This window comes from Lentzea rhizosphaerae, assembly GCF_042649515.1.
Classification (GTDB): Bacteria; Actinomycetota; Actinomycetes; order Mycobacteriales; family Pseudonocardiaceae; genus Lentzea; species Lentzea aerocolonigenes.
On record NZ_JBHRZI010000019.1, the window covers coordinates 186,098 to 211,600 of the forward strand.

Below are 25,503 nucleotides of genomic sequence, written 5' to 3' on the forward strand. Positions count from 1 at the left end.
GGCATCAGCGCACGCAGCCCACACCCCACTTCGCCCACACCTCCGCGGGCACGTCGCCGCAGAACATCTCGTAGCTGGCGTCCACGTAGTGCCACGCCTCGTCCTTGAACTCGAACAGGACAGGGAACGACACGCCGGTGCCGGGGTCGAGGTCCGCCTGGGCGAGCACGAACCGGTCCTGCTGGCAGTTGAGCTCGGTGAGGCGCGCAGGCTGCTTCTGCTGGTCCTTCACCGGGTGCAGCGCCTGGAGCACCGCCAGGGTCACCGACGCGCAGGGCTTGGGTGTCTCCTGTGCCGCCAGGGTGGCAGGCACCGAGATCGCCTTCATCGTCGTCACGAGCTCGTCGGAGGTCTTGGTGAGCCGCGGAGTTTGCGCGTCGGTGGCGGCGGCGATCGCGTTGAGGACCTTGACCTGGTCCGGGGTGAGCCGGTGGCCGACGAACCGGAAGTCGATCTTCACACCGGCTTCGTCGGTGTGCTGCTTGATGAGCGAACGGATCTCGTCGGGGTTCTTGCCGCACGTGTCGGCGCCGCCGCGCGCGACCACGACGACGCGATTCGAGACAGAGCCGCGGAACGGATACGTGCGCGCGAAGTCGTCGATCGTGGCGAGGATCCCGCTGAGCAACGTCGCCTTGCCCTCAGGCGTGATCGCGCGGGCCGCGTCACCGATCTCGCCCGCTTGCCCGGTACCCGGCGTGACGAGCTCAGTGGTGTTCGAGCCGTCGCACGAGCCGCCGAACCGGCGCAGTGCCAACGAATCCTCGCCCGGCATGGTCGAGGCGGCGGTTCCGACGGCGTCCGCCACCTCGCGGAAGTCGGACGACTCGGACGCGTCGACCAGGAAAGTCGTGCGGTGATCAGGAGTCAGGTGCACCCACAACCCGCCGATCACCAGCCCCACCACCAGAACCACGGCACTCGCTGCCGCCAGCCAGCGCTTCATCCGGATCCTTCTCACCGCTGGTAGTCACCGATCTGGACGACGGCCTTGTCGCTCGACCGGGCGCACTTCAGCGGCACCTGCGCGTGTGCGAGCCCGTCTTCGTACGGCCAGGAACAGGCCCAGTCGCCGGACTCCCAGAGCAGGAGCTGGCCCGCCACCTGACCGGCGTCGATCGCGGCCTTGTAGCGGTCCGCGACGTCGACCGCGGCCGGGCAGTCGATCCAGCCGCTCAGGACGGTGACCTTCCGCTGGCCCTCACGACAGACGGCCGGTTCCTGGAGACAGTCGAAGTTCCACGCCTTCCAGACCTCCTTCGGCACCTGGCCGCACGGCATGTCGGTCTGCGCCATGGTCTTCTGCCACGTGTCGTTCTCGAACTCGAACACGACCGGCATGTCCTGTGCCTCGCGCTTCGGCGTGTTCAGCGTCGCGAGCACGTAGCGGTCCTGCGCGCACTTCACGTCGAAGTACGTCAGGCCGGGCTCCGGCAGGTACTTCGCCGCGAGCGACTCGGGGGAGACCATGTCGCACGGAGCGGTCTTGACCTCCTTGGCCGCGAGGTTCGCGGGCACCGAGATCTCCTTCAGCGTCGTGACCAGCTCGTCCGAAGTCTTGGTGAGCCGCGGCTTCTGCGCGTCGACGGCGGCCGCGACCGCGTTGAGGTTCTTGGCCTGCTCCGGGGTGAGCCGGTGGCCGACGAACCGGAAGTCGATCTTCGCGCCGGCTTTGTCGGTGTGTTGCTTGATGAGCGAACGGATCTCGTCGGGGTTCTTGCCGCACGTGTCGGCGTCACCGCGCGCGACCACGACGACGCGATTCGAGACAGAGCCGCGGAACGGATACGTGCGCGCGAAATCGTCGATCGTGGCGAGGATCCCGCTGAGCAACGTCGCCTTGCCCTCAGGCGTGATCGCGCGGGCCGCGTCACCGATCTCGCCCGCTTGCCCGGTACCCGGCGTGACGAGTTCGGCGGTGTTCGAGCCGTCGCACGAGCCACCGAATCGGCGCAGTGCCAACGAATCGTCGCCCGGCATGGTCGAGGCGGCAGTGCCGACGGCGTCCGCCACCTCGCGGAAGTCTGACGACTCGGACGCGTCGACCAGGAAAGTCGTGCGGTGATCAGGAGTCAGGTACACCCACAACCCGCCGATCACCAGTCCCAGCACCACAACGACGGCACCTGCCGCCGCCAGCCAGCGTTTCACCGCGTTCCCCCTGGACCCTGCGCGTCATGTTCTGCGTGTAGACGGCGAGTGGTTCCGTCAGGTTCCGCCGGGAAAGAAATCAGCTCCGGCCGGACAGGTGGCGCACCAGCAGTGCCAGCTGTTCCGCGTACTTCGACGCGAACTCCGGTGTCGCCGGGTCCTCTCCGGTGATCTGGCTCGCGGTGTGCCGCAGGGTCAACGGTGCGGACGCCGCGGCCATCAGCACCAGCAGCAGAAAGCCGGGATCCAGGTCCGCGGGAAGCTCGCCCGCCTTCTGTCGGTCCCGCATCTGCTCGACCTGGTTGCGCAGGAACGCTTCATCGGTGGGTGGGCTGTCACCGGCGAGGTTCGACCACGCCCACAGCCGGCCCTGGTCGGTCAGCGTGGTCGCCACGAAGTTCGCCAGCACCTGGTCCAGCGGCTGCTCCTGGCTCGCCATCTCGGCCGCGTCGTTGTGCCAGCTCGTGGCGATCTCCTTGTACAGCCCCTCTTTGCCGCCGAAGTAGTACGAGATCAGCTGCTTGTTAACGCCCGCGCGCGCCGCGATGTCGGAAGTGCGCGTGGCCGCGTAGCCCTTCGCGCCGAACTCCGCCGCGGCCGCCTCCAGGATGCGGGCCCGCGTGCGTTCCGGGTCGCGCTTGCGTTCGGAGGCGCTGGGAGAGCGGCGTTGATCCACCGCCACACGGTAGCCGACCGGTCGGTTTCAACCAACGGGTTGACTTAATCAACCACGCGGTTGAAACTTGACGGCATGAGAATCGCAGTGGTCGGTGGGGGAATCGGCGGGCTGTGCCTGGCGCACGGGTTGCGCAAGGCCGGCGTGGACGTGGCGGTGTACGAGCGCGAGCTGTCGCGGACGGACCGCCTGCAGGGGTACCGGGTGCACATCAACCCGCACGGTGCCGCTGCGCTGCGGGAGTGCCTGCCCGCGGCGAACTGGGCGCGGTTCGAGCAGAGCGCCGGGCACGGCGGCAACGGGTTCGGCTTCGTGACGGACCAGCTCAAGCCGTTGCTGGTGCTGGATCCGGAGGCGGAGCAGCACTACTCGGCCAGCCGCATCACGCTCAGGCAGGTGCTGCTCGACGGGCTCGACGTCGAGTTCGGCAAGCGGTTCGAGCGCTACGAGCAGGACAACGGCGTGATCACGCTGCACTTCGAGGACGGCACCACGGCGGAGTGCGACGTGCTGGTCGGTGCGGACGGGATCCGGTCGCGCGTGCGCAAGCAGTACCTGCCGCACGCGGGCACCGAGGACGTCGGCGTCACGGCGATCGCGGGGAAGCTGTTCCTCGACGAGAACCCCTGGCTGCCGTCGGAGCTGGTCGTCAGGGCCAACTCGGTCATCCCGACGGGCCGGGCGGGGATGTTCCTCGCCGCGCACGACGGACTGGGCGTGACCGACTCGGACGGCCTGCTGTTCGACAACGTGCGGCCGTACCTGATGTGGGCGTACGCCGCCGCGGGCATGAAGATCCACGACGGCGTGGACCTGCAGCGCGAGGTCCTCGGCCGGATCTCGCGGTGGAGCCCTGAGCTGCAACGGGTCGTGTCCTCCTCGCCGGTCGAGACGGTCAGCGAGTGGCGCATCCGGTCGGCGAAGCAGATCGAGCGCTGGCAGCCCACGAACGTCACGTTGCTCGGTGACGCGATCCACGCGATGACGCCGATGATGGGCATCGGGGCGAACGTCGCGTTGCGGGACGCCCAGCTGCTCGCGCGGTGCATCGTCGAGGGCGGTGACTCGATCGCCAGGTACGAGAAGGAGATGTACGACTACGGGTTCACCGCGGTCCGCGCCTCGCTGAAGGCGGCCCGCCAGTTCGCCGACGGCAGTCCGGTCGCACGGACGATCTTCAAGACCGTGCTGCGGACCGCGAGCGCCGTTCCCGCCCTCAAACGCGCCATGTTCGCAGGTCAGGGCGACTGAGAAAAAAGATTGAACCGTTCTGGGGTTCTCTGCGTGTGTCTGGCGTCGGAGGGCAAGAGCCAGGAGGTTCATGATGATCCGCAAAGGTGTTGCGGTCGTCGCGCTGGGGTTGGTCCCGCTGACCGCCTGCACCGCTGTCCCGCAGAGCAGGCCGGTCGCGCAGAAGCAGGAAAGCGTTGTGGCGCTGAAGGTCGCCGAGATCGACGACCTCGGTCCGGTTGTCACCGACGCCAAGGGCTTCACCCTCTACCGGTTCGACGGCGACAAGCCGAACGAGTCCACTTGCGACGGTGAGTGCGCCGCCGCGTGGCCGCCCGCGACCGTCGCCGACGAGAACTTCACGGCGGAGGGCGTGGGTGCGGTCGGCAGCATCGTCCGCAAGGACGGCAGCCGGCAACTCACCGTCGACGGCATGCCGCAGTACCGGTTCGCCAAGGACGCCGAGCCCGGCCAGACCAAGGGGCAGGGCCTGCAGGGCAAGTGGTTCGTCACCGGCAAGAACGGCGAACGCACCCGGCTCGCCGCCCGCACCGGGGTCATCGCGGGACTCGGCGCGGTGCTGACCAACGACGCAGGCCTGACGCTCTACCGGTTCGACGGCGACAAGCCCGGTGAGTCCTTTTGCGACGGTGGGTGCGCCGAGAGCTGGCCGCCGGTCGTCGTGGAGGGCGAGCAGCCGCGCGTGAAGGGCGTCGACCCGAAGCTGCTCGGCACCATCACCCGCAAGGACGGCCGCAAGCAGCTCACGGTCGCGAACTGGCCGCAGTACACGTTCAAGAACGACACCAAGCCCGGTGAGGCCAAGGGCGTCACGGTGCCGAAGTGGTTCGCCACCGCCACCGACGGCAAGAAGGCCCAGCAGAACAAGGCGATCGCGCTCACCAGTGCGACCGTCGGGGACCTGGGCGTCATCGCCACGGACTCCGCAGGCATGACGCTCTACCGGTTCGACAACGACACCGCGGACCCGTCGAAGAGCAACTGCTCCGGCGACTGCGCGGTGCAATGGCCGCCCGCTTACGTCAGCGAGGGTTTCCAGGTGCAGGGCGTGGATTCCGCCCTCGTCGGGACGATCGAGCGGGACGGGAAGAAACAGCTCACCATCGCCGGATGGCCGCAGTACCTCTTCTCAGGTGACAAGGTCTGCGGCGATGCCAACGGGCAGGGCGTTGGCGGCAAGTGGTGGGCGACGAAGGCCGACGGAAGTCGCGCCGGCCGGTAAGAGGGAGGATGAACGGCGCATTTGTTCACGTCAGGTGGACGAATGCGCCGTTCATCGCGATCTAGCGCAGCCGCAGCAGAACGGCCTGTTCTGGTTCAAGAACCGGGAGCTGGATTCCTACGTCGGCGAGGATCGAGCCGGGCAGCGAGATCGGTTCCCAGTTCCCTCCCCGCCCGATCAGCCTCGGCAGACCGGCGGGCGCGTCGAACGTCAGCCGGTACGTCCGCGCGGGGTCGAGCCCGGGGAAGCGCACCCGCACCGGCTTGTGCTGCACCGAAGTCGTGAGCTGCGCGTAGCAGAACAGCGCCTCCGACTGGTCCTGAGCCACCACGCCGTGCACCCACGCTGCCGGGTCCGGGTGGTCGGAGTGCACCGAAACCCCGCTGTGCACCAAGGAACGCACGTCCTTGTAGTACTCGATCGCCGCCTGCAGGCCCGCGCGTTCGGAGTCGGTCGCCGAGTTGATGTCCCACTCGATGCCGAAGTGTCCGAACATCGCCGTCGCGACCCGGAACGACAGGTCGTGCGTGCGGCCGGTGGTGTGCGAGTGCGTCGGGCCGACGTGCGCGCCCATCAGTTCCGGCGGCAGGAACACGCCGGTCCACCGCTGGATCAGCTGGCGTTCCAGGGCGTCGTTGCAGTCCGAGGTCCACACGCGGTCGGTGCGCGAGAGCACGCCGAGGTCGATCCGGGACCCGCCGGACGAGCAGCTCTCGATCTCGACGTGCGGATGCCGCAGCCGCAGCTCGTCCAGCAGCCGGTAGAACGCCTCGGTCTGGTCGTGCACCCGCGCGCCGATCAGATCGCGGTTGTGGTCCCACTTCACGAACGCGATGTCGTTGTCGGACAACACGGAGGACACGCGGTCGAGGATGTGCGCGTAGGCCTCGGGGTGCGCGATGTTCAGCACCTGCTGGTTGCGCCACGACGGCGGCAGCACGCCGGGACGCGGGCCGAGCACCCAGTCCGGGTGGGCGCGGTACAGATCCGAGTCCGTGTTGATCATCTCGGGCTCGAACCACAGCCCGAACTCCATGCCCAGCGAGCGGACGTGCTTGATCAACGGGGTGAGGCCGTCGGGCCACACGGTCTCGTCCACGTACCAGTCGCCGAGACCAGCGGTGTCGTCGCGGCGGTGGCGGAACCAGCCGTCGTCGAGCACGAACCGCTCGACGCCCAGTTCGGCGGCGGTGTCGGCCAGCGCCGTCAGCCGCGCGAGGTCGTGGTCGAAGTAGACGGCCTCCCACGTGTTGAGCACGACGGGACGCGGACGCAGGGAACGCTCGCGCAGCTGGCGGTGGAAAGCCGCGCTGATGCCGTCGATGCCCTCGCTGGAGTAGGCCGCGTAGAGCCACGGCGACTCGTACTCCTCGCCCGGCTGCAGGACGATCTCGCCCGGCAGCAGCAGTTCGCCGCCGCCCAGGACGGGCGTCGAGTCGGGGAAGCTCTCCGCGTACGTCACGTGGTTGCCGCTCCACGCCACGTGCAGCGCCCACACCTCACCGGAGCGGAACGAGAACCCCGGCGTCCCGGCGAGCAACCCGATGGTCGCGTCGGGCCCGGTGCGGCCGCGGCGGTTCTCGCGGACCCACGAGCCGTAGTTGAACGGGTGCCGCTGCGGCGAACGCTCGCGAGCCCACCGGCCGGTGAAGTCGAGCAGCTCGGTGGCGTGAGAGGGCGTCGGCAGCGCGGTCTCCAGGCCCTCCAGCGCGTACGGCGTGGAGCCGTCGTTGCGCACGGTGTGCCGCAGCCGGAGCATCCCGGACGCCGCCAGTTCCACCACGCCGGTCACGACCAGCTCGGCCGCCGGGTCCTCGGCCACGTAGCGGAAGATCGAGTCCTCCACCGAGAACGACGTCACCGCCAGCGCGGGCGCGAAGTGCTCACCGCCGCGGTGCCCGCGCAGGCCGGGACGACCGGAGTGCCCGGCACCCGCGTCCGGCAGCAGCGCGACCTCGACCGCGTGGTCGGGTGAGCTGTTCGGGACGACTCCCGACACCGCGCCGGCCAGAACGCGCAGAGCGTCCTGGCCGACGTCGCCGAGCGTGCGTCCCCAGTGCGTGATGACCGGCAGGCCGGCGCCCCGGACGTCGATCACCACGCTGGAGGTGCGGTCGTGCAGGTGCACGACCTCCGTGTTGTTCATGCGGGTCCCGTCCACATCAAACACAAATGAACATTGCGCCGATCCTGTGATGCGGGGCTCACGTTGTCAAGCGTGCGAACTTGTTTGGTTGTGTCCGGTTATACGACCAGGCTGAGCAGTGCCGCGACCACGAAACCGACCACCGAGAGGATGGTTTCCAGCACCGTCCACGACTGCAGCGTTTCCTTCACCGAAAGGCCGAAGTAGCGGGAGACGATCCAGAACCCGCCGTCGTTCACGTGCGACGCGATGATCGAACCGGACGCGATCGCCATCACGATCAGGGCGAGCTGCGGCTGCGAGTAGTTCAGGTCCGCCAGCACCGGTGCCACGATGCCCGCGGTCGTCACGATCGCGACCGTCGCCGAGCCCTGCGCGATCCGGATGACGCAGCTGATCACGTACGACAGCGCGATCACCGGCAGGCCGAGGTCCGAGAGCTCGCCGGCCAGGGTCTTGCCGATGCCGGTCGCGGCCAGCACGGCGCCGAAGAAGCCACCGGCGCCGACCACGAGCAGGATCATCGCGACGGGCCGCAGGGACGCGCCCGCCATCTCCGCGACCTTGTCCCGCGTCATGCCGCGCCGGAAGCCCAGCAGCCAGAACGCGAGCAGCACGGCGATCGTCAGTGCCACGGCGGGAGTGCCGAAGAACGTGGCGATCGAGTACGGCCGCGACCCCTTCTGCAGCAGGATCGAGCCGAACGTGCCGGCCAGGATCAGCACCAGCGGCAGGCCGATGATCGAGAGCACCAGCCCGAGCGACGGCGGTTCCCGGTCGCCGTTCTCCGTCTTGGCCTGCTCGGCCGCGACCAGCATCTCGTCCGGCACCGGCACGTTGATGCGCTTGCCGATCCAGTACGAGTACAGGACGCCGCCGACGAACCACGACGGGATCGCCACCGCGAGGCCCATGATGATGATCCAGCCGAGGCCGACCTTCAGCAGACCCGCCGCGGCGACCGGACCGGGGTGCGGCGGCATGAACGCGTGCATGACCGACAGGCCCGCGAGCAGCGGCATGCTGAACAGCACGATCGACTTGCCGCTGCGCTTGGCCGCCACGTAGACGAGCGGCGCCAGCACGAAGATGCCGATGTCGAAGAAGACCGGCACACCGAAGATCAGACCTGCGAGGCCGATCGCGACGGGCGCGCGCTTCTCGCCGAACGCGCTCATCAGCTTGTCCATCAGCACCTGCGCGCCGCCGGACGCCTCGAGGATCGCGCCGAGCAGCGTGCCGAGACCGATGATCGCGGTGATGTGCCCGAGGATGCCGCCGAAGCCCTTCTCCAGCAACGAGTCCGAGGCCTTCTGGGCCGAACCGACCAGCGTCTCCGTCGGCACGCCGGCGGCCAGGGCCACACCGAGCGCGACGACGAGCAGCGCGATGAACGGTTCGACCTTGAACCTGATGATGAGGAGCAGCAACACCGCGATGCTGACCACCGCTAGGGTCAGCAGACCCGGTGTCGTGTGTTGCAACCAGTTGATCACGCGCGGCTCCTGAGTGAATGGCCTGGCAATGCGCCGGTGGCGGTTCCGTCGTCGATCACCGTCACCCCGTTGCAGAACACGTACGGGATGCCGGCGGCCTGCTGCCGAGGCTGGTCGAACGTCGCCGTGTCGGCGATCGTCGAGGCGTCGAACAGCACCAGGTCGGCCGCGAAACCCTCGCGGACCAGACCTCGGTCGGTGAGCCGCAAACGCTTGGCAGCACGGCCGGTGAGGTGCTCGACGCACTCCTCCAGGCTCAGCACTCCCAGCTCGCGGACGTAGCGCGCGAAGTAGCGGGGGAACGTGCCCCACGCGCGCGGGTGCGGCCGGTCGCCGACGAGCAGCCCGTCGCTGCCGCCCGTGTGCGCCGGATGCTTCATGATCGCCTGCACGTTCTCCTCGTGGCCCACGTGCATGAGGCACGACGTGCCCAGGCGTTCGTCGACCAGCACGTCGAAGTACAGGTCGGCCGGGTTGCGCCCGAGCCGTGCGGCTGACTGGAGAACGCTCGTGCCGACCAGGTGCGCGTTGTGCTCGTTGCGGACACCGTTGATCTCGATGGAGTCCCAGTCGACGGGCACGCCGTGGCACCCGTCCGAGCCGATCTCCTCGATCTCCTCGCGGATCCGTTCGCGGGTGTCCACATCGGACAACCTCGCCAGCGCGCTGTCCGGCCCGCCTTCCGTCGCCCACGACGGCAGCAGCGCCGAGAGGTAGGTCGCGCCCGGCAGGTACGGGTAGGTGTCCAGCGAGATGTCCGCGCCGTCAGCGATCGCGTCGTCCAGCAACGCCAGCAGCTCCGGCGCCCTGCCCTCGTTGACCGGGAAGTTCATCGTGGCGTGCGCGAGGTGCAACGGGCAGCCGGACCTCCGCGAGACGTCCACCATCTCGGCGTACGCCTCCAACGCGCCCGCGCCGTAGCTGCGGTGGTGCGGGCTGTAGAACCCTCCGTAGTTCCCCACGACCTCGCAGAGCTGCACCAGCTCGGACGTGTCCGCGTACATGCCCGGCGTGTAGGTCAGCCCGGACGACATGCCGAAAGCGCCTTCCACCAACGACTTCGCGAGCTTGTTCTTCATGACGAGCATCTCGGCGTCGGTCGCGGGCCGGTCCTCCCAGCCGACGGCCAGCATCCGCAACGTCCCCTGTGGCACCAGGTACGCGGCGTTGACCGCGATGCCCTGGTCGAGCCGGTCGAGGTACTGACCGACCGAGCGCCAGTTCCAGTCGAAGCCCGGCGGGTCGTCGTTCCACCCGGCGAGCTGGCCGCGCAACGTCGCGAGCACCTCGTCGTTGACCGGCGCGTACGACAGGCCGTCCTGGCCGAGCACCTCGGTCGTGACGCCCTGCGAGACCTTCGCCAGGTGGTCCGGCTCGGCCAGGATCCGCAGGTCCGAGTGCGAGTGCATGTCGATGAACCCCGGCGCGAGCACGAGCCCGTCCGCGTCGATCGTTCGCGTTCCCGTGGCCCCCTGACCAATGGACGAGATGACGCCGTCCTTGATCGCCACGTCCGCGCGGTACGCGGGTCTGCCCGTGCCGTCGGCGATCAGCGGTCCGCGCAGGACGACGTCGTCCATCGGTGCACTCCCCTTAGAAGTAGGTGCGAATGAGGTCGACCACGGTCGTGCCCTGCACGACCGGGATGAGCTGCCACTTGTCGAACACCGTGCAGGGGTGGGAGAGGCCGAGCCCGACCCAGTCGCCGACGCGGACCGTGGCCTCCGCGCCGAGTGAGAGGAACGCGTGCTGGTCGTTCAGCGCGGTGACCTTCGCCTGCGTGAGCGGTGCGATGGCACCGTCGCGGCGGCGGAGGAGCTGCGGTTCCGGCAGGCCCTCGTCGAACGACGCGTCGCGCTTGCCGATCGTCAGCAACGCGAGGTCGCGCTGCGGGCGTGACGTCACCTGGGCCCACGCCCGCAGCGCCGACCGGAACGGCTCCACGCCGCCGATCCGCGCGAACGGTGAGATGCCGCGGTAGAAGCCGTCGTCGTGCGTGATGTACGCACCGCTGCGCAACACCGGCGTCACCGGCACCGGCCAGGGCTGTGCCAGCGTCGCCGCCACCTGGTCGAAGTACGCGCTGCCGCCCGCCGTGACGATCACCGAGTCGAGCTCGTCGAGCAGTCCGGCGTCGGCCAGCCGCAGCACCAACGTGCGCAGGTCGGTCAGATACCGGTCCACGACGGACTGCGACGACTCGGAGGCGTCGTGCGCCAGCGCTCCCTCGTAGCCGCCCACACCCGCCAGCCGCAGCACCGGGCTCTGGTCGACCGCCCGCGCCACGGCCAGCGCGGTCTCCAGGTCGCGCGCACCGGTCCGCCCGCCGGGAGCGCCGAGCTCGACCAGCACGTCGACCTGCCGTGACGGCTGGAGCTCCTGCAGCGTCTCGCTCATCAGTGCGACGCCTGCCTCGGAGTCGGCCCAGCAGCTGAACTCGAACCGCGAGTCGTGGTCCAGCTCGCTCACCAGCCAGCGCAGCGCGGCCGGGTCGAGCAGCTGGTTCGCCAGCAGGATCCGGGACACGCCGAACGCCCGGTACACCCGCAGCTGCGAGGCGTTGGCCGCGGTGATGCCCCAGACGCCGTGCTCGATCTGCCGTTGGAACAGCTGCGGCGCCATCGTCGTCTTGCCGTGCGGCGCGAGCTTGACGCCGTGGTTGTCACACCACTTGGCCATCGTCGTCAGGTTGTGCGTCAACGCGTCCGCGTCCAGCACGACGAGCGGGCCGACGAACTCGTCGGCGAAGAGGTCCAGCCGCCGGTCGGCGACCTCGCCGATGGTCGAGCCGAACGTGCTCGAGGGCAGGCCCTTGAACCGCCAGCTGATCCGTTCCGACCTGATGTCCGCGACGGCCGAGAGGTCCATCTCCATCAGTTGTTGCATATTTTGCAACTCCCATTGCGCGATGTGATGCTGGAGTGTGTAGCATTCGGGTGCGCCGCCGTCAACGAACACCTCTGGAGCACGCATGCGGTTCGAACACGTCGGCGGTGTCGTTTGTCTCGGCGAGACCATGGTCATGATGGTTCCGGCTGAGCCCGGTCCCGTGCACCTCGTGCGAACCTGGCACCGCGCCATCGGTGGCGCCGAGTCCAACGTCGCCTGCCACCTCACGCGCCTCGGCGTCGGCGCGGCGTGGGTCAGCGCGGTCGGCGACGACTCGTTCGGGCTGGCGGTGCTCGACACCGTCGGGAGCTTCGGCGTGGACGTGTCGCGGGTGCGCGTCGACGCGACCCGCCCGACCGGCCTCTACGTCAAGGAGGCCTCACCGCACGGCAGCCCGGTGCGCTACTACCGGCGCGGGTCCGCGGCGTCCGGGATGGGGCTCGAGATGATCGACAGGCTGGGCCTCGGCGAGGTGAAGCTGGTGCACCTCAGCGGGATCACGGCCGCCCTGTCCGACTCGTGCCTCGCGCTGATGCGCGAGCTGCTGCGCCGGCCGCGGCAAGGTTTCCGGATCTCGTTCGACCTGAACTGGCGGCCCGCGCTGTGGGCCGACCGCGACCCGCGCGTGCTGCGGGAGCTCGCGGACATGGCCGACGTCGTGCTCGCGGGTTCCGACGAGGCGGAACTGGTGTGGGGCACCGGCGATCCGGCCAGGCTGCGGCAGCTGCTGCCGGGTCCGGCGTCGCTGGTGGTCAAGCACGGCGCAGACGGCGCGACCCTGCTCGAAGGGGGTTCGTCGCACTTCGAACCGGCGCTGAAGGTCGAGGTCGTGGAACCGGTCGGCGCCGGCGACGCGTTCGCCGCGGGGTTCCTCGCGGCCACCCTGGCGGACCAGTCGCCGTCGGTGCGGCTGCGCGCCGGGCACCTGCAGGCGGCGTCCGCTTTGCTGACCGCGGAGGACGTCGGAGATCCTTTGCCGGACGACGTGACAGATCCGCTGCTGCACGCCGACCCGCAGACCTGGGCGTCCGCCCGCCTGGAGGTGTAGATGAGCCAGAGCCTCGACCGCGCGCTCACGCTGGTGAGCGAGCTCGCGACGGGCCCGAAGACGCTGGACGAGCTGTCCGGCGTGATCGGCGTGCACAAGTCGACGACGCTGCGGCTGCTGCGCACGCTCGAGTCGCACCGGTTCGTGCAACGCGACGGCGTGCACCACTACCGCCTCGGCACGGCGCTGTTCGACCTCGCCAACCGCGCCCTGGAGGAACGCGACGTCCGCCGTGCGGCCGAGCCCGCGTTGCGCGAGCTCAACTCCCGCCTGGGGCACACCGTCCACCTCGCGTCCTACGAGGACGGTGAGGTGATCTACATCGACAAGTACGAGTCCAGGCACCAGATGCGCATGTACTCGCGGATCGGCCGCCGCGCGCCGTTGCACTGCACGGCGGTGGCGAAGGTCCTGCTGGCCGACCTGCCGGCGCCGGCGTTGCAGAAGGTGCTGGCGGGCATGGAGTTCCCGCGCCTGACGGCGAACACCATCATCGGCCCGACGGCGTACCTGGCCGAGCTGGAACGCGTGCGCGCCAACGGGTACGCCGTCGACAACGCCGAGCACGAGGACTTCATCCACTGCATCGCCGCCCCGATCAAGGGTTCGCGGGGCGAGGTGCTCGCGGCCGTGTCGATGTCCGTGCCGAAGGTGCTGCTCGACTACGACGGCCTGCTGTCCCACCTGCCAGACCTGCTCGCCACCGCCGAAGCCGCTTCGGTGGAATGCGGTTATGTTCCAAGATAAGGGGAAACACGTTGTCCAAGGTTGAGATCAAGACTGCCGACGCTCCGCAGCCGGTGGCCCGCTTCTCGCAGGGTGTGCGCAAGGGCAACATCCTGCAGGTGGCCGGCCAGGTCGCGTTCGATCCCTCCTCCGGTGAGATCGTCGGCACCACCGTGGCCGAGCAGACGCGCCAGACGTTCGCGAACCTCAACGCCGTGCTCGCCGCCGGTGGCGCGTCCATCGACGACGTGGTGATGATCCGCGTCTACCTCACCGACACCGCGCACTTCGCGGAGCTCAACGAGGTCTACGGCGAGTTCGTCACGGACCCGGCGCCCGCGCGCACGACCGTCTACGTGGGACTCCCGGCCGGTCTGCTGGTGGAGATCGACGCGCTGGCCGTCGTCGACTGACCTGGTCGTGCCGGTGACGGCACCAACTGCTTTGCTGAGGGCGTGCCTCCACTCGGGGGTGCGCCCTCGGCAGTTGGAGGACACCGTTGATATCGGAGAAGGCCAACTTCCGGATGCGGGCCGCGCTGCACGCGATCAGGCCGGGCGAACCGGAACTGCCGCAGGAGCTCGCCGCGGTCGTCCACGAAGCACCCGACCGCGACCTCCGCGGAGACGACCTGGCCGAACTGCTGGGCCTGTCGATCGTGTACGCGCGAGCATGTCTATCGGCGTCCGATCTTCCTGCCACGGCGTTGTTCTCCATCTCGGAGCCGCACGACGCAGTCGTCCCGGTGACCACGACCGTGACCTTCGGGACGCCCGTCGCGTCCGGGTTCGAGAACGACGAACGACCGTTGCTGGCGCTGAGCAACGAGCCCGCCGAGTTCCTGTATCCCTGTGACGACAACCACTTGCGCGTCATGGCCGACACCGCGGCCGCGCTGGAGGGCCTCGGACTGTCGCGCGACGAGGCGGTCGCGAAGGTCAACGCGTTCTGGGCGGTCGCGAGCCGGCGCTACTCCCTGCTGTACGGCGGCTGGATCGGGCGGCAGTCGGGTGAGCACTGGGCCAGACTCATGACCACCGCGCACTGACCCGGTCGCTCGGCGCCGAATGCTTCGCATGGCAACATCCTCGTATGAAGTGGTACGCGGACAGACCTGTCAGGCTCACGCGTCAACTGATCGCAGACCTCCTCGCCGTCGGCTGGGTGGCCCTCTGGATCTGGGTGGCCACCACCGTCCACGACTGGGTGCTCCAGCTGAGAGCCCCGGGAGACGGCCTGGTCAACGCGGGCGGCAACATCCGCGACGTCTTCACCAACGCCGCCAACAAGGCCCGAGGGCTTCCTCTCGTCGGCAACGACCTCGCGGGAGCGCTCGGCAACGGCACCAAGGCAGGCGAGACCCTCACCGACGCGGGCCACGCGCAGATCGGCGTCGTGGAGGAGTCCGCGTTCTGGCTCGCGGCCGCTCTGATCATCGTTCCGGTCCTGTTCCTCCTCATCACCTGGTTGCCGCTGCGCCTGCGGTACGCGCGCAAGGCCGGCAACACCGCGAAGCTCAGGGACAAGCCCGACCTGCTCGCGCTGCGAGCGCTTACCAGCCTCTCGCCGAGGGCACTGGCCAAGTTCCCGAACGACCCGGCGGTCGGGTGGCGGACCGGGGACACCGACGTCATCGACGAACTGGCCCGCAGGCAGCTGGCAGCGTTGGGGGTGAAGGCATGATCGCGTTGGCAGTCATCGCCGCGGTGGTGGCGATGTGCGCGGTGGCCGTGTCGTTGTGGCAGGCGCGCGAGGCGAAGAACGCGCAGGAAGCGGCTCGCGCGGCCCACGAGGCGGCCGCCAGGGCCCAGGAGGAGGCGGGCGCCGCGCGCAGGGCCGTCGAGCAGGCCACCTCCAGCGCGCTGCAGTCCAAGACGGCGGCGGAGGAAGCGCGGAAGGGGGCAGAGGAAGCGCGGAAGGCGGCGGCGCAGGCGGAGGAAGCGGCGACGGCGTCACGGATGCTGGCCGACGAGGCGCAGCTCACCGCCGCGCAGGCGACGGCTCAGGTCAACGAGCTCACGGAGGTCCTCGCCGCCGAACGCAGCCGCAGGGGCATGCCGACGTTCGCGATCACGCCCGGCGCGCCCGACGAGTTCCGGCTGAGCTACTTCGGGGGACCGGCCGTCATCGAGCAGCTCACGGTGTCCGTGGTGCCGGGCAGCAGGGTGCTCGGGCTGTCGCAGCGCGACGAGCCCCCTGCCGAGCACCTGGACGTGGGCCCGCTCTACAACGGCTCCGCCATCACGTTCCGGGCGGCCACCGGGCAACGCGCCTCGGCGGTGTTCCAGATCAGGGCGGAGCCGTGGGAGCCCGTCGTCGTCAGAGCGGACTAGGGCCTGTGTCGACGTCCGATCCGCGATAGCCGGGCCTCAAGCGCGGCTCTCATCGAACCGGACGTCGACACAGGCCCTAGTAGACCGGGCCGGTGTACTTCTCGCCAGGACCCTGGCCCGGCTCGTCCGGCACGGCGGAGGCCTCGCGGAACGCGCGCTGCACCGACTGCAGGCCGTCCTTGAGCGGGGCGGCGTGCGGGCCGAGGTACTCCGACGTGGCCGTGACCAGGCCGGCCAGGCCGGTGATCAGGCGGCGCGCCTCGTCGAGGTCGCGGCGCGGGGAGTTGTCGGGGTCGGGGTCGGCGAGGCCCAGCCGTTCCGCGGAGGCGGACAGCAGCATCACGGCGGCCCGGCTGATCACCTCGATGCTGGGGACATCGCCCAGGTCACGGATACTGTCTTCAAGCGGATCGGTCACGCCTGACATTCAAGCAAGCCGACGTCACAGGCCCGCGATTCGGGGGTTGACGAGGCCGTCTGCTACTATTTCCGACGCGACCAGCTCTCGTTAGTGCGAGAGCGGCAAGTGGAGCCCCGCTCCCACCCGCGTTCACCGCCTCAAGAGGTGGCCGGGTCCGGTCTCCTCGGCACAGGACACGCAGGTGTCCGAAAGCCGGGTTCGAGATCGGTCGGAAGCGGGCCCTGTCGTCGACATCGACGACGGGGCTCTTGTCTTTGGCGCAAACGAGTCTTAAAGGACGTGAATGACAAGTCCCTCGAACCGAGGTGCTCCCGTGAGCACCGAGCCGCGCATCAACGACCGCATCCGCGTGCCTGAGGTCCGTCTGGTCGGGCCGAACGGTGAGCAGGTCGGGATCGTTCGCATCGAGGACGCACTCCGACTCGCGCAGGAAGCGGATCTGGACCTCGTCGAGGTCGCCGCGCAGGCTCGACCTCCGGTATGCAAGCTCATGGACTACGGCAAGTTCAAGTACGAGACCGCCCAGAAGGCTCGTGAGTCTCGCCGTAACCAGCAGCTGACCGTGATCAAGGAGCAGAAGCTCCGGCCGAAGATCGACCCGCACGACTACCAGACGAAGAAGGGCCACGTGGCCCGCTTCCTGTCGCACGGGAACAAGGTCAAGGTGACCATCATGTTCCGCGGCCGCGAGCAGTCGCGCCCGGAGCTCGGTTACCGGTTGCTGCAGAAGCTGGCGGAGGACGTCGCGGAGCTGGGCTTCGTCGAGTCCAACCCGAAGCAGGACGGCCGCAACATGATCATGGTGTTGGCGCCGCACAAGAACATCAAGGCGCGTCCGGTCAAGCAGGACCAGGACGACGTCGTCGAAACCGACGACGCCGCCGAGTAGGACGCACGCCCGCCCCCGACCCGGTGGGTAGCACGAGACGAGGACGGAAATGCCGAAGAACAAGACGCACAAGGGCACCTCGAAGCGAGTTCGGGTGACCGGCAGCGGGAAGATCGTCCGTGAGAAGACGGGCAAGCGCCACCGCCTGGAGGTCAAGTCCAGCCGTGAGACGCGTCGCATGGCCGGCACGACCGTCGTGTCGCCCGCCGACGCGCCGCGCTTGAAGAAGCTGCTCGGTCTCTGACCGTTCGACCCCCTAGCTAACTTCGGGGCGGACCCCGACTCCGCCCCCTTGAGATCGACAGGATGGACCCGTGGCACGCGTCAAGCGGGCTGTGAACGCCCAGAAGAAGCGCCGTACCACCCTTGAGCTCGCCAGCGGTTACCGCGGCCAGCGCTCGAGGCTGTACCGCAAGGCCAAGGAGCAGGTGCTCCACTCGCTCAACTACGCGTACCGCGACCGCCGTGCGCGCAAGGGCGACTTCCGCAAGCTGTGGATCCAGCGGATCAACGCCGCTGCCCGCGCGAACGGCATGACCTACAACCGCCTCATCCAGGGCCTGCGCCTCGGCGGCGTCGAGGTCGACCGCAAGATCCTCGCGGACCTCGCCGTCACCGACGCCACCGCCTTCACGGCCCTCGTCGAGATCGCGCGCAACGCGCTCCCGACCGACGTGAACGCTCCGGCCGGGGACAAGGCCTGAGCCAGCAGTCACGCGCGCAACGACCCGAGGCAGCTCCGTTCACCGAACGGACGCCTCGGGTCGTTGCTGCTCGCCACCTGACCCGCCGCCAGGGCCGTGACAAGGCAGGCCGTTTCCTCGTCGAGGGAGCGCAGGCCGTGCGCGAGGCACTGGCGTGGCGTGGCGGCCAGGTCCACGAGCTCTTCGTGACGGACACGGCCGCGGAACGCAACGCCGAGCTGCTCCAGACCGCGTCCGCCGCGGGCATCAGGATCAGCGAGGTCACCGACAAGGCCGCCGCGTCGTTGTCGGAAACCGTGACGCCCCAGGGCCTCATCGCGGTCTGCGACGCCGTGCCACAGCCTCTCGGCGAGGCGCTGCGAGGCACGCCGCGTCTCGTCGCCGTGCTCCACGGCGTCTCCGATCCCGGCAACGCGGGCACCGTCACGCGCGTGGCGGACGCGGCCGGTGCGGACGCGGTGATCTTCGCCGGCGACACCGTCGACCCGCACAACGGCAAGTGCGTGCGCGCCTCCACGGGTTCGCTGTTCCACCTGCCGATCGCGCGGTCGCGTGACGCGGACGAGGTCTTCGCCGCGTGCCGCCAGGCAGGGTTGAAGCTCGTCGCCGCCGACGGCTACGCGAAGGACGACCTCGTCGAGGCCTCTGCCAGGGGCGAGCTGAAGCAGCCCACGGCGTGGGTGTTCGGCAGCGAGGCCCACGGGCTGCCCGACGACGTCGTGGCGAAGCTGGACACCACGCTGAAGGTGCCGCTGTACGGCGCTGCGGAGAGCCTGAACCTCGCGACGGCCGCCGCGGTGTGCCTCTACGCCTCGGCGCGGGATCAGCGCAGCTGAACGGGAAGTGACTCGATGCCGCGGGTCAGCTTCCCTCCGCTCCACTGTGGACGGAAGCCGGGCGCGAACTCGTAGTCCGGCATCAGGCTGAGCACCTCCTCGGCGACGATGCGCATCTCCAGGAAAGCCAGGTGCTCGCCCGCGCACCGGTGCACCCCGTAGCCGAACGCCAGGTGCGGGTTCCGCTCGCGTTCGCAGTCGAACTCGGTCGGCCGCTCGAAGACCGCCGGGTCGTGGTTGGCCGCGCTGATCACCGCCAGGACCCGCCCGTCCGGCACCAGCGCCGAGCCGCGAGCCGTCCGCGCCACCCCGACGACGGGCGACTCGATGCGCAGGCACTCGTCGATCACCTTCGGCAGCAACGAGGGTTCGTCGCGCAGCCGCGAGCGCAGACCGTCGACGGTCGCGAGAAAGTAGAGCAGCGTGCTCAGGCCGTGCACGGTCGTCTCGTGCCCGGCGACGATCAGGAAGACGAACATGCCGATCTGCTCGTCGACGGTGAGCGGCCGCCCGTCGACGGTTCCACCCGCGATCGCGAGCGCCACCGTGTCCGCTCCGGCCGCTCGCTGCCGGTCGAGCTGGCCGGCGACGTAGTCCTGGAACTCGCGCAACGCTGTGGCGCCGTCCTCCCGCGCACCGGTGCGGGCGGCGAGGAACAGCCGGTCGAGCCACCCGAGGAACTTGTCGCCGTCCTCCGGTGGCATGCCGAGGATCAACGCGATCGCGGCCGGCGGCAGGTAGTGCGCGAGCTCCGGCACCAGGTCCGCTTCACCTCGTGCGAGCAACTCGGCGATCCGTTGCCGTACAAGCGTGCGCAACACGTCGTCGTACTGCGCCACCGCCGCGCGTGTGAAGTGCCGCTGGAGGATCTTGCGGTACGAGGTGTGCAGCGGAGGGTCGAAGTCGATCGGCGGTTTGCCGGTCATGGTGACCTTGGGGATGGCGATGCCGTCCGTCGAGCTGTACGTGCCGTAGTCGCCGAGAACCTGTCTGATCGCGTCGTAGGTGAGCACGGCCGTGAACCCGTCGTGTTTGGTGGAGTGCACGACGGGACACTGCGCGCGCAAGCCGGCTAAGACGTCGTTCAACGGATTGGCCAGCAACGGGTCGATGTGGTCGAACTGCCAGTTGGGCTCCATGTCTTTACCCACGCCGAAAACGCGCTGTCGGTTCGCCGGGCGTCTCGTATCGTGTGCCGGTGCGCGAACCAGAGATCGAACTCCTGTGCTCCCAGCTCGCCTCCTACTACGTGTTCCCGGACACGGCCAACGAGATCGCGAAAGTCCTGCGCGCTCGTCTGGACGAGGGCGCTTATTCCGATGTGGACGATCAGGATTTCGCCGCCCGCGTCACCGCTGACCTGCAGTCGGTCAACGGGGACAAGCACCTGCGCCTGCTGTACAGCCACGACGAGGTTGCCGAGACCGGCCAGGAAACGGCCTGGGACCCGGTCGCGTACCAGAAGGAAGCCGAGCTGGCCGCGTTCGGCATCACCAAGGTCGAACGCCTCAAGGGCAACGTCGGCCTGCTCGACCTGCGCCTGCTGCACGACGCCGGGATCGCCACGCCGGCGTTCGTCGCGGCCATGAACCTCATCGCGCACACCGACGCGTTGATCATCGACCTGCGCAACAACGGCGGCGGCGACCCCAATACCGTGGCGCTGATCTGCAGCTACCTGTTCGACGAGCGCGTGCACCTCAACGACATCTACAGCCGCCCGGACGACACGACCGAGCAGTACTGGACCCTCTCGCACGTCCAGGGCCCGAAGTTCGGCGGCAAGAAGCCGATCTACGTGCTCACCAGCGGCCGCACGTTCTCCGGCGCCGAGGAGCTGAGCTACAACCTGCAGCAGAACGAGCGCGCCACCCTGATCGGCGAGACCACCAGGGGCGGCGCTCATCCCGGCGACCGCTACCGCGTCGGCCCGCACCTGAAGTCGTCGATCCCCAACGGCCGCGCGATCAACCCGATCTCGGGCACCAACTGGGAGGGAGTCGGCGTGGTCCCGCACATCGCGGTGCCCGCGGACGAGGCGTTCGACGTCGCCTACAAGAAGGCGCTCGAACACGTGCTGACGCTCGGCGACGAGGGCCCACGGCGGCTGATCGCGGAAGCGGCCGCCGAAGCCCTGATTGCTTGATGGCGTCTGCAAGTACCACCAACTCGCAGTTGGTGGTACTTGCAGACACCTTTACCGCTAGGCCAGGCGCGCTGTCAGTTCGCGCACCAGCGGATCCGTGCCGGACGGCTTGTTCTGGCGCCGCAACGCCTCCGACAGCACCGACAGCACGTTCCCGACCTGGGCGTCGTCGGGCAGCAGCGATGCCGCCCTGCGCGCCTCGGCCTCCGCGCCCTCGGCGTCGTCGGCGCCCAGCAGCACCTGTGCCGCGCGCAGCACCACGAACACCCGCCAGTTCTCGTCGCCCAGCGACACCACCAGCGCCTCGGCGTCGCGGTAGTGCTTCATCGCCAGCGCGAACTCGCCTGCCTGGCCGTGCACCCACGCGCGGATCGCGGCGATCTCCGCCTGGCGCCTCGTGACCTCGCGCGGGTCGTCCAGCAACGGCAGGAGTGCCTCGGCCTCGTCGACGGCGGCGCGGGTTTCCACCACCTCGTCGTCGGGCAGGTTCGAGGCCAGTTCGACCAACGAGCCGATCGCCTCCGTGAGGTTGCCCTCCTGCTGCCACAACGCGGCGGCCGCGCGCCACGACGCCGTCGCCTCGTCGTGCTTGTCCAGGCGGCCCTGCACGGACGCGAGCGCGTCGAGCAGGAACGCCCTGCGTCCCACCTCCTCGGGCGGCAGCAGTTCCGACGCCTCGCGCAGGTAACGCTCGGCGGCGGGCAGTTCGCCCAGCTTGCGGCACACCTGACCGAGCCGGAACACGACCTGCAGCCGCAGGTCCTCCTGGCCGTCCTGCAGGAGCCGCAACGACTCCTCGAGCACCTCGGCCGCCTCGACGAAACGGTCCGTCTGCACGTACCCGCCGCTCAGCGCGAAGCAGAAGTGCGCGGTGTGGCCGGGGGAGAGGTGCACGCGCGAGACCGCGACGGCCTCGCGCAGGTCGCCCAGGCAGGCGCCCTCCTGGTCGAGCTCCTGGATCGACGCGACCTGGTACCAGCGCGCCTCCGCGGCTTCCGGCAGCGGGAACGCCGCCACGAACTCCCGCGACGTCGCCACGGCCTCAGGAACGCGGCCCAGCAGCGTCTCCAGCCGCAACCGCAGCCGGTAGCCCTCGAACCGGGCGTTCAACGGCAGCTCACCGGCCATGGCCGCCAGGACGTCCGCGTACGCGCCGTCGAGGTCCTGCTGGCGCGCCCGGTGTTCCGCCGCCTCGACGGCGACCCGTCCGCGCAGCTCCGGAACGTCCAAAGAGGACGCGAGTGTGATCATCGCGGACGCCCGTTCGGGCGCGCCGGCGTCGTCCAGCAGCTCGGCCAGCGTCAGTGCCGCCACCGTCCGCGTGTAGTCCGACGTCGCCTCGGCCAGGCACCGTTCGGCGAGCTCCAGGCCGCCTTCGAGCCCTGACGCGAGCCGTGCCTGGTAGCGCAGAGCCAGATCAGCGGGCAACGCCGTCAGCAGCTCCTCGAACGCGGCCGGGTCGAACGGGACCAGGCCCGTCGTCATCCGCCGGATGCCCGCGTGCGCGGCGAGATCGGGCGGCAGCAACGAGTCCATGTCCGCGGGCAGCGAGTCGAGCATGCGCCGCGCCTTCACGAAGTCGCCCTGCTCGTACAGCGTCACCATCGCCTCGGCGATCTCCACCGGGTCGCCGAACACGACCGGCTCCTCCGCGGGAGCGGCCACCGGCGCCGACGGGACCGCCAGCTCGACGTGCGGGTAGTCGGCCTGCTCCAGCGACCTCGTGATCCGCTCGGTCCACGCCGGCGTGCCGTTGCGCGCGTCGAACGCCTTCGCGAGCTCCACCGCGCGCGTCGACAGCCGGTCGAGCAACGCCGCGGCGGTGAGCGTGCCGACCGACGGCACCTCGAAGACCGCGTCGGGAGAAATCCGCTGCAGCAGAACGGAAGCGCACTCGGCGAACGACATCTCGTCGGCCGGCAGCTGGGTCGCGGTCACCTTGTGCAGCGACCGCCGCAGGATCTCCTCGCCGCAGGAGACGTTGCCCGTCAGCGCGCAGAACCGGATGTGCTCGTGCACGTACGAGGTGATCTCGTCGTCCTTGATCAACCGGTACGCGGTCGTGTGCGCGTGCGCGGCGCGTTCGGTGTCGCCGATCTCCAGCAACGGCCACAGCAGCGCGGACAGGATGCCCTGCGGCTGCGTGGCGCAGTTCGTGTTGCCCGACAGGCCTTCCCAGCCGTGCGCGGCGGCCTCCTGATGCCGGCCGAGCCGCGCCAGCATCCAGACCTGCTCCTCGACCACGCACGCGTCGCAGTCCGCCATCGGGCCGGACTCGGTCGCGAGGTACTTGCCGAGGTGCTCGGCCAGACCCGTCATGTCACCGACGTGGTAGGCGTACTCGGCCCGCGCGCCGTGCACCGGCTGCACCGAGAAACCCAGGCGCCCGTAGCGGTCGGCGAGCTGGCCGATCACCGCCTGCAGCTGGTCCAGCGAGAACCGCGGGTCCCGGCGCAGCCCGGTCGCGATCCACTTGTGCGACCAGTTCAGCGAGTGGCGCTCGTAGTCGTTGAACGCCTCCGGGTCCTTCTCCTCCGCGGCCCGCGCCCACGCGAACGGCGCGAGCATGAGGTCGTAGCGCGCCAGGTAGTACGCCGAGTCGATCAGCGAGATCCGGCACGACACCCCGAGCGGCAGGTGCCCGAGCGCGTCGGACATGCGCGCCGCCCGTTCCAGCGCCTCGTGCTTCGGCATGCCGGTCGGCATGTTGTACGCCTCGAGGAACGCTCTTTCCGCGTCCTCCGCGGTGAAGTCGGCCATGTCACTTGCCCCCAACGGCGCGGTCCAGCAGTTCCAGGAACGAGCGGTTCAGCGCCGCCGTGTCCTTCGGTCGCATCGCCCGCCGAGCCTGCAGAACGGCGTGCACGTACAAGGATTCCAGCGTCAGCTCCACCAGCGCGGGGTCGTTCAGCCGCGCCAGCCGCTGCACGAGCGGGTTGCGGCAGTTGAGCACCAGCTGCTCCGGCCGCGAGGACCCGGAGTCGGCGGTCAGCTGCCCGAGCAGTTCCGCCCACAACGGGTCTGTGGTCTCCTCGGCGGTCTGCTCGGTGTCGAGCTTGCGCTGCTGCTCCGCGTTGGTGATCAGCAGCGCGGGCAGCGAGACCGGGTCGAAGTCGCGGATCACCGCGTCGCAGTCGTGCCGGTCCAGGGCCGCAGCCCCGTCGGACAGCCGCAGCCGCAACGCCGTCTCGATGTCCGGTTCGGGGTCGGCCAACGCGGCCAGCAGCTCCGTGGGAGCGACCCTGCGCGCGACGGACGCGCCGTCCAGCGCGCTCAGCCGGTTCAGCAGCTCCAGGTCGTAGGCGTAGCCGGCGTTCACCAGGCCGAGGCCCTGCGCGGCCGCGACCGGTGCGAGCTGGTGGAACTCGTCGACGTCCGGGATGTAGAGGATCGCGCCGTGCTTGCGCTTGAACTGCCGCAACGGGACCGGGCCGTCGGTGGTCTCGAACGGCAGCCAGCGCTCGACCAGCCGCAGCATCTCGTCGTCCGACCGCGCCAGCGACTTGATCCCCAGGTGGTGCGCGGCCAGCAGCTCACCGGCGCGGCGCGGCTCGATCGCGTCCAGCCGGATCAGCCAGTCGCGGATCTGCTCGCCCAGCTCCTCGCGCACCGCCAGCAGCGTCTCGTCCTGGTACAGCGACTCGCGCGACGCCGTCGGCCGGATCGACGACGCGTCGACCACGCACCGCACGAAGTACGCCCAGTCCGGCAGCAGACCCTCGACGTTGTCGCCGACCAGCATCCGCTTCAGGTACACGCGGTGGGTCTGGCGCGTGCCGGGATGCACTCCGGACGGCAGCACGAACGCGACACCGGTCAGCCCGGCCGCCTCGACCTCGATCGGGATCGCCTCGAACGGGGTGAACCCGAAGATCTGCTCGCAGTACGCCGAAAGATCGGCTTCCTCGTCGTCCCAGGGTCGTTCACCGCGGGTCACCACGGCGCCGTCCAGCGTGACCACGGCCGGCAGCAGATCGCCGTAGTCGCTCACCAACGGCCGCACGACGTCCGCTTCGAGCCAGTGCTCGTTGCCGCGCGACGCGCTCAGCACCACCGTCGTGCCGACCGGCACACCGTCCGCAGTGTCTACTTCGGACACTGAATAGTTCCCAGAAGAATCCGCCTGCCAGCGCACCGCCGCACCACCGCGCGCGGACCGAGTGACAACAGTCACTGAAGACGCCACGAGGAAGCACGACAGCATGCCGACGCCGAACTGACCGAGGAACCCCTCGCGGGCGAACCCCAGCTCATCGCGCTTGGACGTCCGCCCGAGCGTCGACAGCAGCTCGTGCACCTCGGTCTCGGTGAGTCCGACACCGGTGTCGGTGATCGTCAGCGTGGAGCCGCAGGTGATCGTGACCTCGGCCGGGCAGGACGGGTCGAGCTCGCGCCGTGCCGTGATCGCGTCGACGGCGTTCTGCAGCAGTTCGCGCACGTAGACGCGGGGACTGCTGTACAGGTGGTGGCTGAGCAGGTCGATGATGCCGCGCAGGTCGACGCGGAAGGTGTGCGACATGATGCCGTCCATCCTAGGGACGGACCAGGGGCCAGTGCCGCTCTTTAAAG

At 69.4% G+C, this 25,503-nt stretch carries 24 protein-coding genes; 13 read left to right on the forward strand and 11 right to left on the reverse strand.

The genetic code is table 11. The features are described 5' to 3' along the window. Nucleotides 1-4: 4 nt before the first annotated feature. The 3 genes from ACFOWZ_RS24940 to ACFOWZ_RS24950 form a co-directional block, all read right to left on the reverse strand. The gene (locus tag ACFOWZ_RS24940; RefSeq protein ID WP_382376292.1) at nt 5-946 is read right to left on the reverse strand and encodes a hypothetical protein; all 942 of its coding nucleotides are present in this window, start codon (nt 944-946) and stop codon (nt 5-7) included. 11 nt (nt 947-957) lie between these two features. Beyond that, nucleotides 958-2,151, reverse strand: coding sequence for a hypothetical protein (locus ACFOWZ_RS24945; protein WP_382376293.1), 1,194 nt, complete (start codon nt 2,149-2,151; stop codon nt 958-960). 79 nt (nt 2,152-2,230) lie between these two features. Beyond that, entirely contained in the window at nt 2,231-2,827 is a 597-nt protein-coding gene (locus ACFOWZ_RS24950; protein ID WP_382376294.1) for a TetR/AcrR family transcriptional regulator, read from the reverse strand. 75 nt (nt 2,828-2,902) lie between these two features. Between ACFOWZ_RS24950 and ACFOWZ_RS24955 the strand changes: the two genes are divergently transcribed. Together ACFOWZ_RS24955 and ACFOWZ_RS24960 are read left to right on the forward strand one after the other, a co-directional pair. Next, nucleotides 2,903-4,078, forward strand: a complete 1,176-nt coding sequence (locus ACFOWZ_RS24955; RefSeq protein WP_382376295.1) for an FAD-dependent oxidoreductase — start codon at nt 2,903-2,905, stop codon at nt 4,076-4,078. Nucleotides 4,079-4,148: 70 nt separating this feature from the next. Next, nucleotides 4,149-5,300 carry a hypothetical protein gene (locus ACFOWZ_RS24960; RefSeq protein WP_382376296.1) on the forward strand — a complete coding sequence of 384 codons (1,152 nt, stop codon included), beginning with the start codon at nt 4,149-4,151 and terminating at the stop codon, nt 5,298-5,300. 61 nt (nt 5,301-5,361) lie between these two features. On the opposite strand, the gene ACFOWZ_RS24965 is transcribed toward ACFOWZ_RS24960, so the two are convergent. The 4 genes from ACFOWZ_RS24965 to ACFOWZ_RS24980 form a co-directional block, all read right to left on the reverse strand. Further along, a complete protein-coding gene (locus ACFOWZ_RS24965; RefSeq protein ID WP_382376297.1) occupies nt 5,362-7,446 on the reverse strand; it encodes an alpha-galactosidase in 2,085 nt (694 codons plus the stop codon). Between the two features lie 98 nt (nt 7,447-7,544). Then, nucleotides 7,545-8,942 carry a GntP family permease gene (locus ACFOWZ_RS24970; RefSeq protein ID WP_382376298.1) on the reverse strand — a complete coding sequence of 466 codons (1,398 nt, stop codon included), beginning with the start codon at nt 8,940-8,942 and terminating at the stop codon, nt 7,545-7,547. Beyond that, nucleotides 8,939-10,522 (reverse strand): N-acyl-D-amino-acid deacylase family protein, encoded by a 1,584-nt coding sequence (locus tag ACFOWZ_RS24975; protein ID WP_382376299.1) that lies wholly within the window; start codon nt 10,520-10,522, stop codon nt 8,939-8,941. Before ACFOWZ_RS24975 ends, ACFOWZ_RS24970 begins: the two co-directional genes overlap by 4 nt. A gap of 13 nt (nt 10,523-10,535) precedes the next feature. Next, nucleotides 10,536-11,828 (reverse strand): amino acid deaminase, encoded by a 1,293-nt coding sequence (locus tag ACFOWZ_RS24980; RefSeq protein ID WP_382376300.1) that lies wholly within the window; start codon nt 11,826-11,828, stop codon nt 10,536-10,538. A gap of 85 nt (nt 11,829-11,913) precedes the next feature. Here ACFOWZ_RS24980 and ACFOWZ_RS24985 point away from each other — a divergent pair, with 85 nt between their 5' ends. From ACFOWZ_RS24985 to ACFOWZ_RS25010, 6 genes are all read left to right on the forward strand, one after another. Beyond that, nucleotides 11,914-12,879, forward strand: a complete 966-nt coding sequence (locus ACFOWZ_RS24985) for a sugar kinase (RefSeq protein ID WP_382376301.1) — start codon at nt 11,914-11,916, stop codon at nt 12,877-12,879. Continuing rightward, entirely contained in the window at nt 12,880-13,626 is a 747-nt protein-coding gene (locus ACFOWZ_RS24990; protein ID WP_382376302.1) for an IclR family transcriptional regulator, read from the forward strand. Between the two features lie 11 nt (nt 13,627-13,637). Beyond that, nucleotides 13,638-14,018, forward strand: a complete 381-nt coding sequence (locus ACFOWZ_RS24995) for a RidA family protein (protein ID WP_030474127.1) — start codon at nt 13,638-13,640, stop codon at nt 14,016-14,018. Nucleotides 14,019-14,104: 86 nt separating this feature from the next. Next, the gene (locus ACFOWZ_RS25000; RefSeq protein ID WP_382376303.1) at nt 14,105-14,653 is read left to right on the forward strand and encodes a hypothetical protein; all 549 of its coding nucleotides are present in this window, start codon (nt 14,105-14,107) and stop codon (nt 14,651-14,653) included. Nucleotides 14,654-14,697: 44 nt separating this feature from the next. Next, entirely contained in the window at nt 14,698-15,288 is a 591-nt protein-coding gene (locus ACFOWZ_RS25005) for a hypothetical protein (RefSeq protein WP_382376304.1), read from the forward strand. Next, a complete protein-coding gene (locus tag ACFOWZ_RS25010; RefSeq protein ID WP_382376305.1) occupies nt 15,285-15,938 on the forward strand; it encodes a hypothetical protein in 654 nt (217 codons plus the stop codon). Before ACFOWZ_RS25005 ends, ACFOWZ_RS25010 begins: the two co-directional genes overlap by 4 nt. A 76-nt stretch (nt 15,939-16,014) precedes the next feature. Here the strand turns inward: ACFOWZ_RS25010 and ACFOWZ_RS25015 are convergent, their stop codons facing one another. Continuing rightward, the gene (locus ACFOWZ_RS25015; protein ID WP_030474131.1) at nt 16,015-16,365 is read right to left on the reverse strand and encodes a DUF1844 domain-containing protein; all 351 of its coding nucleotides are present in this window, start codon (nt 16,363-16,365) and stop codon (nt 16,015-16,017) included. A gap of 277 nt (nt 16,366-16,642) precedes the next feature. On the opposite strand from ACFOWZ_RS25015, the gene infC reads away from it, so the two are divergent. From infC to ACFOWZ_RS25035, 4 genes are all read left to right on the forward strand, one after another. After that, nucleotides 16,643-17,248: a translation initiation factor IF-3 gene (infC, locus tag ACFOWZ_RS25020; protein WP_382376306.1), complete on the forward strand. Its 606-nt coding sequence runs from the start codon at nt 16,643-16,645 to the stop codon at nt 17,246-17,248. A gap of 49 nt (nt 17,249-17,297) precedes the next feature. Next, entirely contained in the window at nt 17,298-17,492 is a 195-nt protein-coding gene (gene rpmI / locus ACFOWZ_RS25025; RefSeq protein ID WP_030474133.1) for a 50S ribosomal protein L35, read from the forward strand. Between the two features lie 70 nt (nt 17,493-17,562). After that, nucleotides 17,563-17,952 carry a 50S ribosomal protein L20 gene (gene rplT, locus ACFOWZ_RS25030; RefSeq protein WP_030474134.1) on the forward strand — a complete coding sequence of 130 codons (390 nt, stop codon included), beginning with the start codon at nt 17,563-17,565 and terminating at the stop codon, nt 17,950-17,952. Next, nucleotides 17,949-18,788: a TrmH family RNA methyltransferase gene (locus ACFOWZ_RS25035; protein WP_382376338.1), complete on the forward strand. Its 840-nt coding sequence runs from the start codon at nt 17,949-17,951 to the stop codon at nt 18,786-18,788. The genes rplT and ACFOWZ_RS25035 overlap by 4 nt, the downstream gene beginning before the upstream one ends. Here ACFOWZ_RS25035 and ACFOWZ_RS25040 read toward each other — a convergent pair. Beyond that, nucleotides 18,776-19,927 carry a cytochrome P450 gene (locus ACFOWZ_RS25040; RefSeq protein WP_382376307.1) on the reverse strand — a complete coding sequence of 384 codons (1,152 nt, stop codon included), beginning with the start codon at nt 19,925-19,927 and terminating at the stop codon, nt 18,776-18,778. The genes ACFOWZ_RS25035 and ACFOWZ_RS25040 overlap by 13 nt on opposite strands. A gap of 59 nt (nt 19,928-19,986) precedes the next feature. Between ACFOWZ_RS25040 and ACFOWZ_RS25045 the strand changes: the two genes are divergently transcribed. Then, on the forward strand, nt 19,987-20,934 hold the full coding sequence (locus ACFOWZ_RS25045) for a S41 family peptidase (RefSeq protein WP_382376308.1): 948 nt from the start codon (nt 19,987-19,989) through the stop codon (nt 20,932-20,934). Between the two features lie 57 nt (nt 20,935-20,991). On the opposite strand, the gene ACFOWZ_RS25050 is transcribed toward ACFOWZ_RS25045, so the two are convergent. Both ACFOWZ_RS25050 and ACFOWZ_RS25055 read right to left on the reverse strand, forming a co-directional pair. After that, nucleotides 20,992-23,694 (reverse strand): hypothetical protein, encoded by a 2,703-nt coding sequence (locus tag ACFOWZ_RS25050; protein WP_382376309.1) that lies wholly within the window; start codon nt 23,692-23,694, stop codon nt 20,992-20,994. Between the two features lies 1 nt (nt 23,695). Continuing rightward, entirely contained in the window at nt 23,696-25,453 is a 1,758-nt protein-coding gene (locus tag ACFOWZ_RS25055) for an HSP90 family protein (protein ID WP_382376310.1), read from the reverse strand. Between the last annotated feature and the right edge of the window lie 50 nt (nt 25,454-25,503).